Annotated in this window: 11 protein-coding genes; all 11 read left to right on the top strand. The window is 64.3% G+C overall.

Annotation, left to right across the window (positions count from 1 at the left end; all coding sequences use genetic code 11):
• The first annotated feature begins 24 nt into the window (after positions 1–24).
• Complete coding sequence (tssH, locus tag FFI97_RS31705; RefSeq protein WP_139700646.1) at positions 25–2,751, top strand: type VI secretion system ATPase TssH; 2,727 nt, start codon at positions 25–27, stop codon at positions 2,749–2,751.
• A gap of 38 nt (positions 2,752–2,789) precedes the next feature.
• On the top strand, positions 2,790–5,615 hold the full coding sequence (locus FFI97_RS31700) for a type VI secretion system Vgr family protein (protein WP_139700644.1): 2,826 nt from the start codon (positions 2,790–2,792) through the stop codon (positions 5,613–5,615).
• A 12-nt stretch (positions 5,616–5,627) separates the two neighbouring features.
• Positions 5,628–6,572, top strand: a complete 945-nt coding sequence (locus FFI97_RS31695; RefSeq protein WP_139700643.1) for a DUF4123 domain-containing protein — start codon at positions 5,628–5,630, stop codon at positions 6,570–6,572.
• Positions 6,565–9,990, top strand: coding sequence for a T6SS effector BTH_I2691 family protein (locus tag FFI97_RS31690; RefSeq protein WP_139700640.1), 3,426 nt, complete (start codon positions 6,565–6,567; stop codon positions 9,988–9,990). The genes FFI97_RS31695 and FFI97_RS31690 overlap by 8 nt, the downstream gene beginning before the upstream one ends.
• Position 9,991: 1 nt before the next feature.
• Complete coding sequence (locus tag FFI97_RS34220) at positions 9,992–10,870, top strand: DUF6708 domain-containing protein (RefSeq protein WP_260685241.1); 879 nt, start codon at positions 9,992–9,994, stop codon at positions 10,868–10,870.
• 95 nt (positions 10,871–10,965) lie between these two features.
• On the top strand, positions 10,966–11,940 hold the full coding sequence (locus FFI97_RS34215) for a DUF6708 domain-containing protein (protein WP_260685240.1): 975 nt from the start codon (positions 10,966–10,968) through the stop codon (positions 11,938–11,940).
• Positions 11,937–12,455, top strand: a complete 519-nt coding sequence (locus FFI97_RS31675) for a hypothetical protein (RefSeq protein WP_139700637.1) — start codon at positions 11,937–11,939, stop codon at positions 12,453–12,455. Before FFI97_RS34215 ends, FFI97_RS31675 begins: the two co-directional genes overlap by 4 nt.
• A gap of 153 nt (positions 12,456–12,608) precedes the next feature.
• The gene (locus FFI97_RS31670) at positions 12,609–15,482 is read left to right on the top strand and encodes a type VI secretion system Vgr family protein (RefSeq protein ID WP_185993764.1); all 2,874 of its coding nucleotides are present in this window, start codon (positions 12,609–12,611) and stop codon (positions 15,480–15,482) included.
• Positions 15,479–17,053 carry a hypothetical protein gene (locus tag FFI97_RS31665; RefSeq protein ID WP_139700633.1) on the top strand — a complete coding sequence of 525 codons (1,575 nt, stop codon included), beginning with the start codon at positions 15,479–15,481 and terminating at the stop codon, positions 17,051–17,053. The genes FFI97_RS31670 and FFI97_RS31665 overlap by 4 nt, the downstream gene beginning before the upstream one ends.
• 10 nt (positions 17,054–17,063) lie before the next feature.
• Positions 17,064–18,068, top strand: coding sequence for a PoNe immunity protein domain-containing protein (locus FFI97_RS31660; protein ID WP_139700631.1), 1,005 nt, complete (start codon positions 17,064–17,066; stop codon positions 18,066–18,068).
• Between the two features lie 201 nt (positions 18,069–18,269).
• Positions 18,270–19,112, top strand: coding sequence for a PoNe immunity protein domain-containing protein (locus tag FFI97_RS31655; protein ID WP_139700629.1), 843 nt, complete (start codon positions 18,270–18,272; stop codon positions 19,110–19,112).
• Positions 19,113–19,138 lie beyond the last annotated feature (26 nt).

The following is a 19,138-nucleotide window of genomic DNA, read 5'->3' as shown; positions in this document are numbered from 1 at the left end:
ACCGACAGAAGAACACCACCGCTCATGAGCACCTCGCTGAAGACACTGATCACCAAGCTCAACGCCAGCGCCCGCATGGCCACGCAGCGCGCCGCCAACCTGTGCCTGGCCCACGGCCACTACGAGGTCGACCTGGAGCACCTGTTCCTGGCGCTGCTGGAGCAGACCGACAACGACCTCGCGCGCGTGCTGCGCGCCAACCGCATCAGCGCCACCGCGATCCAGTCGGACCTGGAGCGCGAGATCCAGACCTTCAAGAACGGCAACACGCGCACGCCGGTGTTCTCGCAGCACCTGCAGCAGCTGTTCCAGCAGGCATGGCTGCTGGCTTCGCTCGACGCGCACGCGGCACAGATCCGCTCGGGCCACCTGCTGCTCGCACTGCTCACGCAGCCCGACCTCGCGCAGCTGGCGCAGCGCGGCTCGCCGCTGTTCGCGAAGATCCGCCTCGAAGACCTGAAGCACGATTTCGACAAGCTCACCGACGGGTCGAGCGAAGCGGCGGAAGCCGGCGCCTCGGGCGAAGCCGCCGAAGGCGATGCGCAGCAAGCGCCGGCCGACCCGTTGGCCGCGGGCGTGCCGGGCAAGACGCCCGCGCTCGACCAGTTCACCACCAACCTCACGCAGCGCGCGAAGGACGGCGCGCTCGACCCGGTCATCGGCCGCGACACCGAGATCCGCCAGGTCATCGACATCCTGATGCGCCGGCGCCAGAACAACCCCATCCTCACGGGCGAGGCCGGCGTCGGCAAGACGGCCGTGGTCGAAGGGCTGGCACTGCGCATCGCCGCGCAGGACGTGCCCGAGTCGCTGCGCGCCGTGGCGCTGCACACGCTGGACATGGGCCTGCTGCAGGCCGGCGCGAGCGTGAAGGGCGAGTTCGAGAACCGCCTGAAGAACGTGATCGCCGAAGTGAAGAAGAGCCCGCACCCGATCGTGCTCTTCATCGACGAGGCCCACACCATGATCGGCGCGGGCGGCCAGGCCGGGCAGAGCGATGCGGCCAACCTGCTCAAGCCCGCGCTCGCGCGCGGCGAGCTGCGCACCATCGCCGCCACCACCTGGGGCGAGTACAAGAAATACTTCGAGAAGGACGCGGCGCTCGCGCGGCGCTTCCAGGTCGTGAAGGTCGAGGAGCCCAGCGAAACGCTGGCCGCCGCGATGCTGCGCGGCATGGTGCCGCTGATGGAGAAGCACTTCAACATCCGCGTGCTCGACGAAGCCATCACCGAGGCCGTGCGCCTGTCGCACCGCTACATCAGCGGGCGGCAACTGCCCGACAAGGCGGTGAGCGTGCTCGACACGGCCTGCGCGAAAGTCGCGCTCGGCCAGAGCGCGACGCCGGCGCTGATCGAAGAGGCGAACCGCGGCCTCGAACGCATCGAGGCCGAGAGCGCCGCGCTGGTGCGCGACACCGCGGCCGGCGGGCGCCATGAAGCGCGCTTGGCCGAACTGGCGGAAAAGAAGAGCGCACTGCAGGCCGAGCTGGCCGCGAGCCAGCAACGCCTGGCCGAAGAGAACGCGCTGGTCGAACGCATCCGCGCGCTGCGTGCACAACGCGACGAGTCGGCCGCGCAGCAGCCCGAGGCCGCACCCGCCGTGGCGGAGAAGGCACCGGCTCGCGCCGCCAGCCGCAAGAAAGTGGCTGCCGCTGCCGACCCCGCGCGCGATGAACTCGATGCCCTGCTGGCCGAACTGCGCGCACTGCAAGGCACCACGCCGATGGTGCCGCTGCAGGTCGATGGCCACGTCGTCGCCGAGATCGTCTCGGCCTGGACCGGCGTGCCGCTGGGCCGCATGGTCAAGGACGAGATCAAGACCGTGCGCAGCCTCGACACGTTGCTGGCCGAGCGCGTCATCGGCCAGGACCACGCGCTCGCCGCCGTGGCCCAGCGCGTGCGCACCGCGAGCGCGCGCCTGGAAGACCCCAACAAGCCGCGCGGCGTGTTCATGTTCGTCGGCCCCTCGGGCGTGGGCAAGACCGAGACCGCGCTCGCTCTGGCCGACATCCTGTACGGCGGCGAGAAGAAGCTCATCACCATCAACATGAGCGAGTACCAGGAGGCGCACAGCGTCTCGGGCCTGAAGGGTTCGCCGCCCGGCTACGTGGGCTATGGCGAAGGCGGCGTGCTGACGGAAGCCGTGCGCCGCCAGCCCTACAGCGTAGTGTTGCTCGACGAGGTCGAGAAGGCCCACCCCGACGTGCTCGAGATGTTCTTCCAGGTGTTCGACAAGGGCATGATGGACGACGCCGAGGGCCGCGAGATCGACTTCCGCAACACGCTGATCATCCTCACCTCGAACATCGGTTCGTCGCAGATCATGCAGGCGTGCCTCAACAAGGCCGACGAGGAGCGCCCCGCGCCCGACGCGCTGGCCGACGCCCTGCGCCCGGTGCTCATGAAGGCCTTCAAGCCGGCCTTTCTCGGTCGCATGAAGGTGGCGCCGTTCTATCCGATCACCGACGCGGTGCTCGAGCAGATCATCGCGCTCAAGCTCGGCCGCATCCGCGACCGCATCGCGACCAACCACAAGGCCGTGTTCGAGTGGGACGACGCGCTGGTCGAGGCCGTGCTGGCGCGCTGCACCGAGGTCGACTCGGGCGCGCGCAACGTCGACCACATCCTCAACGGCACCTTGCTGCCCGAGATCGCCGAGGCCGTGCTCACGCGCATGGCCGACGAGACGCCGCTGGCGAAGATCAAGGCCAGCTGCGGCAAGGGCGGCGAGTTCCGCTACCGGATCACCTAGGCGCAGCCGCCGCGCGTGCCCACGGGAGAACAAAAACAATGACGACGACCTTCACATCGGCCTCGCTCGGCGGGCTCATGCGCGCGGGCACCACGCAGCGCGATCGCCTGCTGGTGCTGCACACGCCGCTGGGCGAGAACAAGCTGCTGGCCGAGCGCCTGGACGGCGTGGAGTGCATCGACGGCGGTGGCTTTCGCTTCGAACTCACCGCGCTGAGCGACGACGCGCACATCGAACTCAAGACCCTCATCGGGCAGGGCGTGCGGCTCGATCTGCAGACCGCGCAAAGCCGCACCGAGCTGCGCCCCTTCCACGGCCATGTGAGCGAGGCCGAGTGCGTGTCGAGCAACGGCGGCATGGCGCGCTACCGGCTCGTCATCGAACCCTGGATGGCCTTCCTGCGTTACCGCCAGGACAGCTGCCTGTTCCAGCACCAGAACGTGTTCGACATCGTCGACGCCGTGTTCGGGCGCTACCAGAGCCAGGGCCAGCTCGTGCCCCAGTGGCGCTGGGAGATCGCCCAGCGCGACATCTACCCCGTGCGCGGCATCACCACCCAGTACCAGGAGAGCGACTTCGACTTCGTCGCGCGGCTGCTCGCCGAAGAGGGCCTGTGCTACTGGTTCGAACACGCCACGGGCAAGGACGGTGCGCTGGGCAGCCACACCCTCGTCATCGCCGATCACAACGGCGCCTTCCGCGCCAACGCCCAACCCACCATCCGCTTCCACCGCGCCGATGCCAGCGAGCGCGAGGACACCATCCAGCAGTGGCGCGGCCACCGCCAGCTGCAGACCAACAGCCTCGCGCAGCAAAGCTGGGACTACAAGAGCGTGAACGCCCGCCCCGTGCAACAGCAAAGCCGCGCCGCGGGCCAGCGCACGCTGCACTGGAGCGACGACCCCGGCGCCTACGGCTGGGAGACCAGTGCACAAGGCGAGCGCCTGCTCGCCAACGCCCTGCAGGCGCTGGAGCTGCGCAACAAGCGCTTCGAAGGCCGCAGCGCCGTGCGCACCCTGGCCCCGGCCACCACCTTCACGCTGAGCGGGCACGAGCAGCATGACAAGGACGGCGAGCAGGACCGCCGCTTCGCCGTGCTTGCCGTGCGCCACATCGCGCGCAACAACTTCGACGAAGACCTGAAGACCGGCATCGGCGAGCGGCTGGGCCTGCCCGACATCGCGACCGTGTTCGACAGTGGCAACGGCGACACGACCGCAGACGCCATCACCCACTACCGCAACGAGTTCACCACCGTGCGCGCGGCCATCCCCTACCGGCCGCTGAGCCTGGACGGCCACGGCCAGCGCATCCATCCCAAGCCCAGCGTGCACGGCAGCCAGAGCGCCATCGTCATCGGCGTGGGCGGTGCCGATGCGCCGGTGCACACCGACCGCGACCACCGCATCAAGGTGCAGTTCCACTGGCAGCGCGGCAGTGCGTCGAGCGCACGCCAGTCGCGCACCGACGGCCAGGACAACGCGCCCGCCGCCGACCGCCTGGGCGCCTGGGTGCGCGTGGCCGCCAGCGCCGCCGGCGACAACTGGGGCCAGATGAGTTTGCCGCGCGTGGGCCAGGAAGTGCTGGTGGAGTTCCACCACGGCGACATCGACCGCCCCGTGGTCGTCGCCGCGCTGTACAACGGTGCCGGCCAGGTCGACGCCCAGCACAACCAGAAACCCGCGGGCGCCGCCCAGTCCACCGGCAACGCGCCTGCGTGGTTCGCCGGCGAAGGCAAGGGCGCCAAGGAGCACGCGCACAACGCCGTCTTCAGCGGCATCAAGACCCAGGAACTGAGCGCCAGCCAGAGCGGCGACGGGGGCTACAACCAGCTCGTCTTCGACGACACCCCCGGCCAGGGCAGCACCAGCCTGGCCACCACCCAGGCCAGCAGCCGCCTGCACCTGGGCCACCACAAGCAGCAGGACGACAACGCCCGCGGCAAGGGCCGCGGCCACGGCGCCGAACTGGCCACCACCGCGCAAGGCGCCATCCGCGCCGGCGCGGGCCTGCTCGTGAGCGCCTATGCCCAGCCGAACGCCAAGGGCGCGTTCATGGCCAGCCGCGAAGCGCAGCAACAGACGAAACAGGCGGAAGAGCTCGCCACTTCACTCGCCCAGAGTGCGCAGACGCAGAAGGCGCAGATCAAGGGTGAAGGTGCTCCGGCCGAGCTGCCGGCGATCGCCGCGCTGAAGCATGTGGCCGAGGTGCTGGAGGCGAAGCAGGAGGGCGGTGCTGCGGCATCAAGCAACGGATCGGGCGGCGGCGAGATCAAGGCCACCGAAGGCGGCCACGGCAGCGTCACCGCCTACAGCGAGCCGCACCTGCAGTTCAGCGCGCCCATGGGCATCGGCTTCGTCACGCCGAAGGAAGTGATCGCCGTGAGCGGACAGCACACCGCGATCGTCGCGAGCCAGGATGTCGACCTGCCCGCGCAAGGTCAGATCGCCCTGAGCGTGGCCAGCGGCGTGAGCCTGTACACGGTGGGCGCGAAGGCCGGTGAAGGCGGCGAGCCGAACCAGGAGCGCGGCATAACGCTGCATGCGGCCAGCGGCAAGGTGAGCCTGCAGAGCCAGACCGGCGCCACGAAGATCGCGGCGGACAAGAAGGTGACGATCGCCAGCACGGCGAAGGACGTGGTCGTGGAAGCGCCGAAACACGTGCTGCTGACCAGCGCGGGGGCGTACATCAGGCTGGAGGGATCGAGCATCAAGATCCATGCGCCGGGGAAGGTGACGTTCAGGGGGATGCACAACTTCGTGGGGCCGATGGGGGACAGTGCGAGCAACAGCGTGGGCAAGGCGGAAGCACAGCCATGTCCCAAGCAAAACGATGCCGCAGCCAGCGGCGCCGTCACCCTCTGAGGCCGGGGACAGATGTTCGAAAACCTTGTTCGGCAGTTGGGGGAGGCACTGCAGGCGGACGATGCCTTGTCCGCCTACCTGCTGGTCGACCCCATGTTGCGCGAGCCCTTCTCCGAGGACCTGTTGCAGGCGGAGCCGCGCGAAACCTGGACCGTTCCTGTTCGTCACCCGTTGTTGAAGCCCGAACAGCGCCCTCGATTGATTCGCCTGCATCCGCACGACACGCATCTGCTGAAGGCGAGCCTGGCCTTGGCGTTGAGCGAGCAGGAAGACCCGGATGCGGAGGGCGAACAAGGGTTCGTCTTGGGCGGCTGGTTGTTGACTGACGCACCGGCAGACGCATTGGCTCGACATTTCGCCCGGTGCATGCAGGGCGGCTTCCCCGGTGAGACCAACCCCAAGTTCATACGCTGGGCCGATCGGCGGGTCATCGAGTGGATGTGGCCTGTACTGACACCGAACCAGCAAGCGGGTCTTCTGGGGCCCGTGCATTGCTGGTACAGCCTGGACCGATGCGGCGAACTTGTGCGCTACGAGGCCACCTCCGATGCCAAGCAGGAGGGCGTGGGCTTCAGTGCCGAGCAGTGGGCCCATGCAACCCGCAACGAAGCGGTTCAGGATTTGCTGCGCGGGTGGCAGCGGTTCGCAGGCGTCTTGCCCTCCGATTACTTGCAGAAGGCCTCCGAGGCGACTGCCGCGACCATCTCCGCGGGATTGTCGAACCGGCAAGACCGGGTCTTGCTGGGGGCTTACATCCTGCAGGTCCACCCGCAATTGACCACCCATCTGACCGTGCACTCGTTGATCGCTCGCGCCTTGCGCGGTGACGCCACGCTGGCGCAGGCGCTCGAAGGCGTGCCTGACCCCGAGGGATGGAACACCATTCGGACCGAGTTGGAGCGCCACGCCGGACTGTCGCAGCTTCAACCGGCCACACAGGGAGAACGACTTGGCTGATACACCTGCCCCCAGCTATTCGGCGGGCGCGCAAAAGGCGGCTGCCGGCACGCCCGGATGCACTGCCGGCGGCTGCCCGGCGTGCGCCAAAGCCGGATTGCCGGTGTTGCTCGTACGGCCCGGCCTCGCGGAAAGTAGTTACGCGCAGCCCAAACAGGAAGCGGCGCGGCCGCTGCTCGACAGGCACACCGCGGAGGCGGCGTTGAGCTACAGCCGCTACGCAATGCGTACGCTGCGTGCGGGATTCGTTGTCGTTTTCTATGAAAAGCCCCATACGCCGCAATTGAAGGCCGACAAAGGCTGGCAGATTTTTCGTGTCAGCGATGGTGGGTATCTCAGTCCTTTCCCGCTGCAGGCCGTGCCCTACACGAACAGTGCCAGCAGCGAAGGTGGCTTTGTGTGCCAGCGCTCCGAAGCGTATGCCAATGCGATGCTGCTCGTGATTCCAGAGGCCAAGCTCGCGGGCTCTGTGTGGGTGGGCTACAGCGATCATCCCTGGTCCCAGCCAGTGCGAGACCTGTACGCGTCCAAAGAGGACTTGCGAAAAAGACGCATGACTCTCATCGAGGCTTCGAAGGGGACGGCCAAGCGGTCGATGCCACTGACAACGGGCACCATCCTGACGCTTGTCGCGGACTACGACGAGAAGCTGCAGCCCAACGATTTGCTGGGTACGCCGTTCCCCCCGTTGAGCATGCAGAAGGGGGCGGCGGGCAAAGCCGGCGTGCGGCCGGAAAGCGCACTGGACGTTTTTCAAGCGGCCGAACGTCTGGTGAGGGCTTCACAGGGGCAATACACCATGGACCATGTGCACATGGTCAGCGTTCCCGATGCCGTTGGTGTGACCTCCGAGTCGGCCTACATGCGTCTGGTCAAGTGCAACAGCGCAGCCCGGTGGCTGAACGAGTACAAGGACTCGGAAGGTAAAAAGCAGGGGCAGTGGCGACTTCAAACGGCGTTGACCATCGAGGGCTTGCTGAAAGAAATCGATGCACAAGGCGATGCGACCAAGAGACGCATAGCAGGCATGGCGCACCTGAATGGCAAGGCCATCACGAGCGAGGATTTCCGCAAGCAGAAAGCAGCCGGCAGCTTGCCGCCGGAAGCTCGTTGGGTAGGCAATCGCAAGGCAAGGCCGATGTCGAGGGTAGACGCCTACCCCGACCCGATCAATGGAAAAATCGAGCTTCCCAACGAGGGGGAGATCGACCACGACACCGCGGGCCTCAAAGATGACGTTCTTGAGAAGCTCGGATCGGGTGGCAGGTACCCCTTCCGGAGTTTCCTGGAGCAATTCGACAGGCTTTCAAAGGCCGACAAGGATCTTCTTTCGAAGATCGAGCCCGATCACGGGGCGTGGCTCAATTCGGCAGCGCGCAAGCTCGTGACCGAGCATGACTTTGGCCTCAACGAACGCATCGACGGCCTGCACTACGCCAATGCTGTCGCACAGATCACGTTGGGAGGGCACATGAGCACCACGGGACTCGAGTGGTACAAGCCCTTTGCTTCTGACAACCCACATGACAGCCAGGCGCTGCTCACTCGGGCGCTGCTTGGGAATCAGGTGGCATTCTTCGACGCATTCAAGCCCACCAAGATCCACAAGGAAACCAAGAACATCTTCAAGTTGTTCGAGGAAACGGCACAGGCTCTGAAAGATGCAAGCGCGGGCAAGGGAACTCCCTTGGCCAGCCAGGTCCTCCTTGCCAAGTATCCGTTCTACGACAAGGTCGTCAGCAGCTTGCCGTTGCTGAAAAACGCCGCCTCGGGTCTGGCGCATCCGCTCATCACCATCGTGGGCGGGATCAGCATGGCCACGACAGGCACGGACCCGGCATCGGTCAAGACACGGCAATTCCTCACGGCCGTCATGCAATGCATTACCGCCGGCACGGCAGGGCCTTCAGGCGCGATGGCGCAAACGGTCAAGATGACCCTGTCGGAGGCTGTGAAGTACTGGGAGAGCCTGCGCGGCGAGTTGGGTCGCCGCGCGGCGCAGGGCGCGGGCGCCGTAACGGGCGCGGCCAACAAGGCCGGTACCGCCGCCACAGGCAAGCTCAAGAACGTGGCGCTGGCGGGTGGTCTGAGCTTGGCACTGGCGGGGCATTCGCGCGGTCTCAACACGCTGATCGATGTGTGGATCTTCACGGCTGAATCGGCAGACGACCTCACCAAAAAGGCCACCGTCGCAGGGCGCTCCGCCGCCAACGCCGCCGCTCAGGCGGGCCGCTCTGCCGGCAACGTCGCCACTGCGGCGGGGCGGGCGGTCGGCAGCGCCACCGCGCCGGCAACGCAAGCGGCCACCCGTGCGGCCGGCTGGACCGCGGCACAGCTCTCCGGTTTTGCCAAGGGCTCGGCAGCCGTTATGAGTGGCGGCGCAGCGTCCTTCTCGGCAGCCGGCGCGGTGTTGCATGGATTCTCGATTGCCAAGTCCATCAAGATGCTGGAGAACGGCACGCAAGACCAGCGCACAGCTGCGTGGTTTGGGCTGGCCGGCTCGGGCCTGGGCATCACGGGCGCTAGCCTTGAAGTTGCCGAGCAGGTTGCCAAGGTGAACGGTGCATGGGCTTCGAAGGCGAACATGCTGAAGCTGATGGCGAGCAGGTTGTCGGCAATGGGATTGTTTGTCGATGCGGGTTTGGCTGCGGTTAATTCAGTGCGAAGGTCGGAGGTGGCGGACAAGGATGCCGCAAATGCATACAGAGTCTCCGCAGCTCTTTTCGGACTCGCCGGGGTCGCAGGGCTGATGGCTGCTGGGCAGATCAGCGGCTCGGTGGTCAGCGCCGGCCTGCTGGGCCTGTCGTGGACCGGCTGGGGCCTGATTCTGATCGGCCTGGCCATCGGTGTCGGCTACATCGCCATGCTGCTACAAGACACGCCCACTGAAGAATGGGCTGCCAAAACCATTTGGGGCCGAGCCGATACCAAATGGGGCAGCCTGGAAGTCGAGCAGCAGGAACTCAACAAGCTGCTCATGGGCATCCGCGTCGAATTCGAGTACGGCATGAACACCATGGCCACGACCGGGGCCGGCATGTCGCGTGCCAATGGCGGGCTGGGAGCGCTGTTCATGAAAGACCCGTTCGAAGGCCACAGCGGTCTGTACAAGACCGTCGAACTGAAGCTGTGGATGCCAAAGGCATTGCGCGACAGCCTTGAATGGACCATCGGCATCACGCTGGGCGGCCGCGACGGCATCTCGACTTTGGTCTACATGCTGGGTCGCAGCGTGCCGCCTGCGCCAGCGCTGAGCTTGAAGGGCCTCGAGCGTCCGCAACGCAGTGATGAGGGCGACTTCACCCGCATCACCATCGACACCGATGGGTTGCTCTACCCGCGAGCCCAGGTCCAGGTCCAGGTGCTGGTCGACGCCACCAGCGGAGACTATGTGGTGGATCAGACGATGACTGACTGACATGAAGAAACTACCTGAATACAACGTGCTGCTGCCGGATTGGCAAGGGCCGGAGACGCAGTTTGACGAGATCGATGAAGCGCTGCGTCCGATGCTCAATGGAACGATCACGCGCGTGGCGCCTGACGATAAGCGGAAGCCGGTGCACGAGAGTGCGAGCACCTGCGATTCGTTGCTGGCAGTGCATCCGGATGCGATTCAGATCGGCGCGCCCATGGGTACGGGAGAGGTGATTGGGACGGGAAATACCTACATTCTCTTTTCGGTGGGGCTTATGGGTTTGGGGGGATGGATGACACCAAGAGGTGCTGATGTCTTGGGCTGGGCGCTGAGCGCGGCAATGTTCTTGCTTGGTTTTTATGCGTTTTCTTTTGCCCTTCGCATGTCTCACCTTGCTCCCCGAGATATCCCCATCGTCTTCAATCGCAAGACCCGAGAAGTCAGCATCTGCATGCTGGGGCGCTTGCGCTTCTGGCGCTTCTGGGAGCGCGTTGGCATCGACAACGTGATCACCACCTCGTGGGACGATTTGCAGGCCCGCAGCTACAAGGTCATGCAACTCACCGGCGAGGCGGCCCGCGACACCCATGTGCTGCGCCTGCTGTGGGGCGAGGCCCGGAACCCGCGCAAGCTGGAAGGCATTGCCTTGATCGGCTATCTCGGTTGGTACGAAGACGCTGCACTCTGGCGTCTGTGGGAACACATCCGGCGCTACATGGAAGAGGGCGGCCCGGCCATCCAACCGGGCGAGACCTTGCGCACCAGCGGTGCGGGCAAGCTGCCCGAGTTGCCGCCGCAGGTCATTGCAGCGGCCGGTGGTCCGGCGTTGAGTGTGGAAGAGGTTACCCGGCTGGCGGGTGCGGCCGATGCGGCGGCTTAGGGTGCAAGCTGATGTGCACTCGATCTTCACCAGTCAGGCGCAAGCGGCTGTCAAGAAATCAATCGATGCCGACGGTGACGGGATGACGGCGTGACATGAAAAAGCTACCCGAATACAACGTGCTGCTGCCGGATTGGCAAGGGCCGGAGACGCAGTTTGACGATATCAGCGACGCGTTGCGCGCGATGCTCAACGGGACGATCACGCGCGTGGCACCCGAGGACAAAAAGCAGCCTGTGCACGAGAGTGCCTGCACCTGCGACTCACTGTTGGCTGTGTACCCGGAGGCGATTCAAGTTGGAGCGCCTATGGGCACCGGAGAAGTGGTGGGGAATGGGAATACCTTTGCGGCCTTCTCCTTGGGTTGCATGGGTCTTGGGATTCCTTGGTTTTGGGCTGCTTGGAAGAGTTGGCTGAAATGGTTTGCCTACGACGATCCGAGTCCTTGGAGCAACCCACCGAGAGCGATCGATTTTCTAGAGCCATTGGCTTTTGGTCTCATCATGTTTGGCATGGGCTTCCTCTTCTTCTCCTTCGCCCTGCGGATGTCCCACCTTGCCCCCCGCGACATTCCCGTGGTCTTCAACCGCAAGACCCGAGAAGTCAGCATCTGCGTGTTGGGGCGCTTGCGCTTCTGGCGCTTCTGGGAGCGCGTTGGCATCGACAACGTGATCACCACCTCGTGGGACGATTTGCAGGCCCGCAGCTACAAGGTCATGCAACTCACCGGCGAGGCGGCCCGCGACACCCATGTGCTGCGCCTGCTGTGGGGCGAGGCCCGGAACCCGCGCAAGCTGGAAGGCATCGCCTTGATCGGCTATCTCGGTTGGTACGAAGACGCTGCACTCTGGCGTCTGTGGGAACACATCCGGCGCTACATGGAAGAGGGCGGCCCGGCCATCCAACCGGGCGAGAGCTTGCGCACCAGCGGCTCGGGCAAGCTGCCGGAGTTGCCGCCGCAGGTCATTGCAGCGGCCGGCGGGCCGGCGTTGAGTGTGGAAGAGATTGTCCGGCTGGCGGGTGCGGCCGGTGTGGCCTGTGCGCTGCACAGCCGTTCTTTTGCCCTATGAAGCGATTCGCTCTACTTGCCGCAGTTGTTGTCGCAGTCCTCATCGCATCGGCTGTGGCGTACCGCGGCTATCGGGTGAACACGAGCACTTCCGACACTTCAACCGCGGTATCGAGCGACGAGAGCCGGGCCCAGGGAAGGCTGTTGGCGAAGCTTCGTTTCGATGCACCGTCCTTTGGCGATTGCTCGGTGCATGACGCGTGGCTGGAAAAGTCCTCCACGTTCGTGACGCGCAGCTGGTTCGGCATCCGTCTTGGAAATGAAACCATTCCGACAACCGCCATTCATGTGGTCCTCAATATTCCCAAAGAGCCGTTCCTTTCTGCGCAAAGCCTGAGCTTCGATGAGACGAACCCGACCGCGTCCAGTCTGGGGCTGACAGGCTCGTTCACCCAGACCGTCACGATCAATGCCAAGCGCTACGGGCTGTTCGGATCGAACACCGTGTTTCCGCCGCCTGCGGTCATGACATTCAGCTGTGGCACAGCAAACGCACATGCAACGCTGGCGAACTAGGATTTTTCCGGTCCACGCGATGTCGATCGGCCAGCCCCTGAACCGACAGGGCGGGAAGATCGCGCGCGGCCATGCATCGAACGAAGACCGGCACGACCGGCACTGACACCAGGGAGGTGGATATCCATGTCATCAGACACATCAAGCAGCTTCATGCCGACGCCATGGAAGCTCGAAGGCCTGAACGTCGCGCGGCTCTCGGAGCAGGCGCGGCTCATCAAGCTGCAGCTGCCCGCGGCGGCACCGCAGAACGCCGTCGTCGTCGAGCGCTTCACCGGCAGCGAAGGCCTCAACGAACTCTTCGACTTCACCATCGACACCCTCGCCACCTCGAGCGAGTTCGACCCGTTCGCGCTGATCGGCGAAGAGCTGAGCCTGCGCCTGCTGCTGGCCAACGGCAGCTTTCGCACTTGGCACGGCAACCTCACGGCCGTCGATGCGCTGGGTGGTGACGGCGGCCTGGCGCGCTACCGGCTGCACCTGCAACCCTGGCTCGCTGCGCTGGGCTTGCGCCGCGACAGCTTCGTGTACGCCGCCAAGCACGTGCAGGACATCGTCAGCGAAGTGTTCGCCGACCACACGACCGCCAGCTTCAGCTTCGAAGTCACGCAGGAGATGCCCGTGCGGCCCACCTGCGTGCAGTACCGTGAGTCGGACCTGGCCTTCGTGCTGCGCCTGCTGGCGGAAGAGGGCCTGAGCTTTCGCTTCGAGCACGAGCAGCAACAGTCGACGGGCAGTGGAAGCGGCAACACCACGCCCTCGCACCACCGCCTGGTGATCTTCGACCGCGCGGCAACCCCGCCCGACTGCGCCTTGTCGCAGATCCGCTTCCACCGCGTCGACGCCACCGAAGCGACCGACGCCATCACCGCCTGGAGCAGCCGGCGCCAGGTCACCACCAACGCCGTCATGCGCAACGCCTGGGACGCCAGCGTGCTGCAGGCCCCCACCGGCGCGGTGCAGAGCGCGCTGGCCATGGGCGAGGTGCCCGTACTGGAGCACTACGACGGCACCGGCGCGCAGCGCTATGCCGACAGCGCCACCGCCGCCCGCCGCGCCGAACAACAGCTGGTGGCCTTCGAATCGCGCATCAAGCGCTACGGCGCCGCAGGCAGCGTGCGACAGCTCGGTGCCGGCGAGCGCTTCACGCTCACGCAGCACGACCGCTACGACGGCCGCAGATTCCTCGCACTGCGCGTGCGCCACGAAGCGGCCAACAACTTAGGCGCACAGGCCGCGCAGGTGCTCGAGGCCGGCGAACTCGAGAAGGGCAGCTACCGCAACAGCTTCGAGGCGCAGCCGGCCGAGGCGCAGGTCGTGCCGCTGTGGCGCCCCAAGCCCACAGCCCCCGAGGCCATGGTCGCGCTCGTGGTCGGCGGCGATGACGACGAGGCACCGACGGCTGTCCACACCCAGCGCGACCATCGTGTGCAGGTGCGTTTCCATTGGCAGGCCCAGCGTGCGGGCCAGCAGCAGTCGACGGGCAACGGACAAGGCAGCCTGGTCGCTGCCGGTCGCCACGCCAGCAACCGCCAGTCCGTCTGGCTGCGCGTGGCTGCGCCCGTTGCCGGCCCGAACTGGGGCGCACATCACCTGCCGCGCGTGGGTTCTGAAGTGCTCGTGTCCTTCATCGAAGGCGACATCGACCGACCGGTAGTCGCCCAGCAGCTCTACAACGGACAGGACCTGCCGCCCTGGTCCGCCGGCACCGATTCATCGGCCAACCACGCCGGCGTGCTCTCGGGCTGGCACAGCCGCGCGCTCGACGGCAGCGGCTACAACCAGTGGATCGCCGACGATGCGCCCGGACAGGTGCGCACCCGCCTGGCCAGCTCGCACGCCGCGAGCCAGCTGAACCTGGGCCACCTCAACGCCCAGTCGCCCGACGAGAGCAGCCGCGGCGCCTGGCGCGGCAGCGGCGCCGAGCTGCGCTCCGACGCCTGGGTCGCCACGCGCGCTGGTGAGGGCTTGCTGATCTCCACGCTGGCCCAGGAGCGTGCGGCGGGCAGCGTGCAGGACACCACCAGCGTGCGCGGCCAGCTCGCGGGCGCGCTGCGCGAGGCGCAGAAGCTGTCCGATGCGGCCGGAGGTGCGAAGGCCCTTGCACTAAGCGCCACGGCGCTGCTGCAGCCGCTCATCGACGACATCGATCCGCAGAAGAACGGGCACTATCCCGGCAGCGTCAACGGGCAGGACGCGCGCGAGCCCAAGGGTGGAGAGGGCGCAGGCGCACGCGAAGGGCAAGACCCCGTGCCCGCCTTCGCCCGGCCGCTCATGGTGCTCGATGCGGCCATGAGCCTGAACATGGCCACGCCTGCGAGCGCGACCGTGTACGCGGGCGAGGCGATCCACTGGACTGCGCAGGCGCAGGCCCACATCGCGGCGGGCAAGACCGTGAGCTTTGTGGCCGCCAAATCCGTGGGGCTGTACAGCCACGAAGGCGGCATCCAGGTCATCGCGCAGGACGGGCCGGTGAGCGTGCAGGCGCACACCGACGAGCTCGAATGGCTGGCCAAGGAAGGCTTTACGGTCACCAGCAGCAATGACGAGATTCACGTGCTGGCGCAGCAGAAGGTCACGCTCAAGGGGGGGCAGGCGAGCATCGAGCTGGACGGGGCGAACATCACCTTGAAGATGCCGGGGCTGCTGGATGTGAAGGGGACGAGCAAGAGCTTTGTGGGGCCGGGGCGGGGTTCGGTGGAGTTGCCGCAACTACCGTCCGACGCGATGGACCTCAAGAACTGGATCGCACTCACTTATCACTATGCCGATCTGGACCCCGTCGCAGGCGCCAAGTACACCGCGACCTTTTCAGATGGTTCTGTTCGCAGCGGCAACTTGGACGCACAGGGGCATGCTCGAATGGAGAACGTGCCACCGGGTCCGGTCAAGGTGAAATACGAGGAGGTGAAGACGATCGACCCCTCCGTGCATTCCAAAGACAAGGCACAAGCGGACGTCTCGGCATGGCGCAGCGCGCTCACGGCGGCGTTCGCGGATCAAGTTGAACAGGGAGTCAAAAAATGAGCGGCGACAGAGGTGAATTGGTCAGTCTCGAAGACGCGCATGCGCACACCTACCTGAGCGACGCGTTCGATTGGGTGCGGGACCTGGCAGCCAAGGGCGCGCGCAGTGCCGCGGACACCGTGGATGACTGGACCATCGAGCTCGACAAGCTGAGCTTCAATGGCTCCGACGCGTTGAAAAGTTATCTGCGCGAGCAAGGCAACTGGGTCTCCGACCTGTTCGCTGAAATACTCAGCCTTGTCGAACTGATCAATCCGCTGACCATCGGCAAGCAGATCGCCATCTGGATTCTGGAGGACTTCCGCGACGTGTTGCGCGCCCTGGCGTTGCTGGTCGACTCCAAGGACGACACGGCGGAGGAAACCAAGGGTGCCCTGGTGGAGTTGGGCATGGCTGCTGCCGCCTTGTGCATCCCCTACGTGGGACGGGCCGGCAAGGTGATCTACCGGATGCTGCCGAAGTTCGCCAACATGCGCTTTGCGGTCGCGGCGCTGGAGACGGGTGAAGGCGCGGCGATGCTGCGGTTCCTGGGTACCGGCGACACCCTGGGATACCTCAAGGGACTGAACTTTCCGTCCTACGCGGGCAAGATCAATTCGCTGCTGCGCCAGATATTCGACAAGATCGGGGCTGCGGTGGGGCGCTATCTGCCCAAGATGTCCAAGGTGATCAGCGAGTGGTACGCCAAGATCAGTGGTTGGGTGACGGGCGCTCTCAAGCAGGTCCAGACCTGGGTGGCTGCAGCCGTTGCCAAGCTCCAGCATGTGGTCTACAACGCCGCGACCAACATCACGAACCCCAAGGTGCTGGACAAGATTCCCGACAAATTGCTCGACTGGATGTACGCGCAGATCAACGGCAACTTGTGCGAGAGCTGCGTGGACAATTACTTCATCAACTTCATGGGCTACTCGCGTCTGTTCCCAGCGCCAAACACATCCAAGCGCGACACCAGCGCGTTCTTCGGCTCGGACCAGGGCATCGATGGCCTCTTCGAAAAAGAGCCCAGTGTGGTGACCGGTGGCACCTTGCTGCCACCGCACTACAACGGCATTCCCAACAGCCTGGGCTGGATATTGGACGAACTCGATGTGGAGATACCTGGTGAGCAGATTGCGAAGGCGGCCGTCAGCCGCAGCATCAAGCCCTTCGGCGATATCGATTCAGACTTCAACCCGGTGACGGGCAAGCCCGCCACATTCCCGCGCTTTGTGGTGATGGAGGCCAAGTTCGGCTATCACGTCAAGTCGGGCAACAAGCTTCAGGACATTGAATGGAAGAACAAGCTGGGGACGACGACGACGGGACAGAAGCAAATGAGTCGCAACTGGATCAATAGTCGTCTGCAAAGCACCGTTTTCCCTCCCGATCCCGTCACAGGACAACCACCTGCAAAGCTGAAATCCGTAATAGCACAGTATCTTCGGTGGCTCTATGGTTGCCAGCCCGCAAATGCCAAGAACAAGAAGGTAGCGCAATCCCGAGGTGGAAGGCGCATGAAGGGCCTGGCCTTCTTCCCACCTTATGCATTGCGTGGCTACGATATCGACAAAATGAATTGGAAAGTTTAAGAGCGGACAAATGAGCAACTTCTACTCGATCCGACGTGAGAGGTTCTTGAACGAAGAGCCCTACGTAGTTCAGACCAAAGGCAGGACTGCATCGATCCAGGACTACCAACGCTCGTTGGTCGAAGAACTCGCGGATGCTGGCGAGTTCGCGTGGCATGGTTGGAACTGGTTCATCGCCTCGAATAAGCTCGAATTGCTGGTTTTGAACTATTCAGCTGGTGAGCCGATTGGCGAGTTGGCGCTTTCTTTTGAGAATGTGCTTGCAGCTCAGGAGCCATCTGCCCTTCCGCACCCTACACAGCGCACGGAACCAGTTTTCCTCGAAGAACTCGATGGCTACCACTACGCCATGACTTTGCTGTCGTTGGTCAAGCTGCTGCGCCACGACGACCTTGTTCCACGCGTGGTCGCACTGTTCGACGTAGCTCGGGCCGAGAACCGCGGGAAAGATGCCTTGTATGAAGCGCTGCTGGAGAAACTGGGCCTACCAACAGTTCATGCAACGGGCATGCTGCGCTTCCTGAAAGCCCATCCGCTGCTGCTAAAGGCCATCGAAGCTGAGCCCCGAAAGCGCCCGCTGTTTATCGCCGAGTTCCTAAAAAAGTGGTATCCCTCCATGAAGGGAACTTACTGGCATGGCCTGCACGACAAGGTACCGCAGAGCTTCTTCGGCTACTGGGCCTTCGAGGCCGGGCTGGTGACCTACCTCTGGGATATCGACGACAGCAGCTACCGAGACCTGCCGTTCTATCCCAAGGACCTGGTTGACTATGCGCGCACGCATGGCGCGGTCGCATCGCCTGACACCAGCGCTTCCCTTTCAGCACAAGACGGCCCTCCGGTCTCCACACGAGGTGGAGAGCCTTGCCCACTGGCCGGCTGGTGGTTCACGCCAGCCAAGGCGGGCAGCCGACGCTACTTCAAGGCGGACGAGGTCATGCCCGTCATCGAGGGCAGCAGCTACGGCGCAACCTTCTGGCAATGGAGTGCGGATCAAACGGCGCCCAAGCTCTGAGACTCAAGTCAAATGCGCGGTTTGGACTGGTGAGCTATGAGTAGTTCTTACTCGAAGCGTCGCGAACGACTTGTGAATGAAGAGTCATGAGCACAACGATGAAATTTTTCGATACGCAGGATATCGATGAGCTTGTTACCGAACTGAAGGAGTGTGGCGACGACTTCGAAAAGATGAATTGAAAAGTTTGAGCGCGAACAGATGAGCAACTTCTACTCGACCCGACGCGAGAGGTTCTTGGACGAGGAGCCTTATCTACTTCTTGTGAACGCAACCCGAGCAAACGTCGCGGAGCTTGAAGGCTATCTAAGAAATGATCTGGCCTCCGCGGATGAAAATGCTTGGTCCCGCTGGCACAGCTTCTTGGCCGGTTCGAAATTTTCCTTGTTCGTTGGGGACTATTCCGCAGGGAGCCCGATGCAGGAAATCGCGAGAGCTTTTCCTTCTTTGATTCAAGCTGTCGAGGCCGAAAATCTGCCTCACCCGATCTATCAGACAGAGCCTGTTTTCCTCGAAGAACTCGACGGCTACCACTACGCCATGACCTTGCTGTCGTTGGCCAAGCTGTTGCACCACGACGACCTCGTTCCACGCGTGGTCGCACTGTTCGAAGTAGCTCGGACCGAGAACCGCGGGAAAGATGCCTTGTATGAAGCGCTGCTGGAGAAACTGGGCCTACCAACAGTTCATGCAACGGGCATGCTGCGCTTCCTGAAAGCCCATCCGCTGCTGCTAAAGGCCATCGAAGCTGAACCCCGAAAGCGCCCGCTGTTTATCGCCGAGTTCTTAAAAAAGTGGTATCCCTCCATGAAGGGGACTTACTGGCATGGCCTGCACGACAAGGTACCGCAGAGCTTCTTCGGCTACTGGGCCTTCGAGGCCGGGCTGGTGACCTACCTCTGGGACATCGACGACAGCAGCTACCGAGACCTGCCGTTCTATCCCAAGGATCTGGTTGACTATGCGCGCACGCATGGCGCGGTCGCATCGCCTGACACCTGCGTGACCCTTGCGGCACAAGACGGTCCCCCCACCTCCCCCTGAAGTGGAGAGGCTTGCCCGAAATAGGG

Source organism: Variovorax sp. KBS0712 (assembly GCF_006323185.2).
GTDB classification, from domain to species: Bacteria; Pseudomonadota; Gammaproteobacteria; order Burkholderiales; family Burkholderiaceae_C; genus Variovorax; species Variovorax boronicumulans.
Note: the sequence above shows the minus strand (reverse complement) of the source record. Positions and strands in the feature narration are given on the sequence as shown.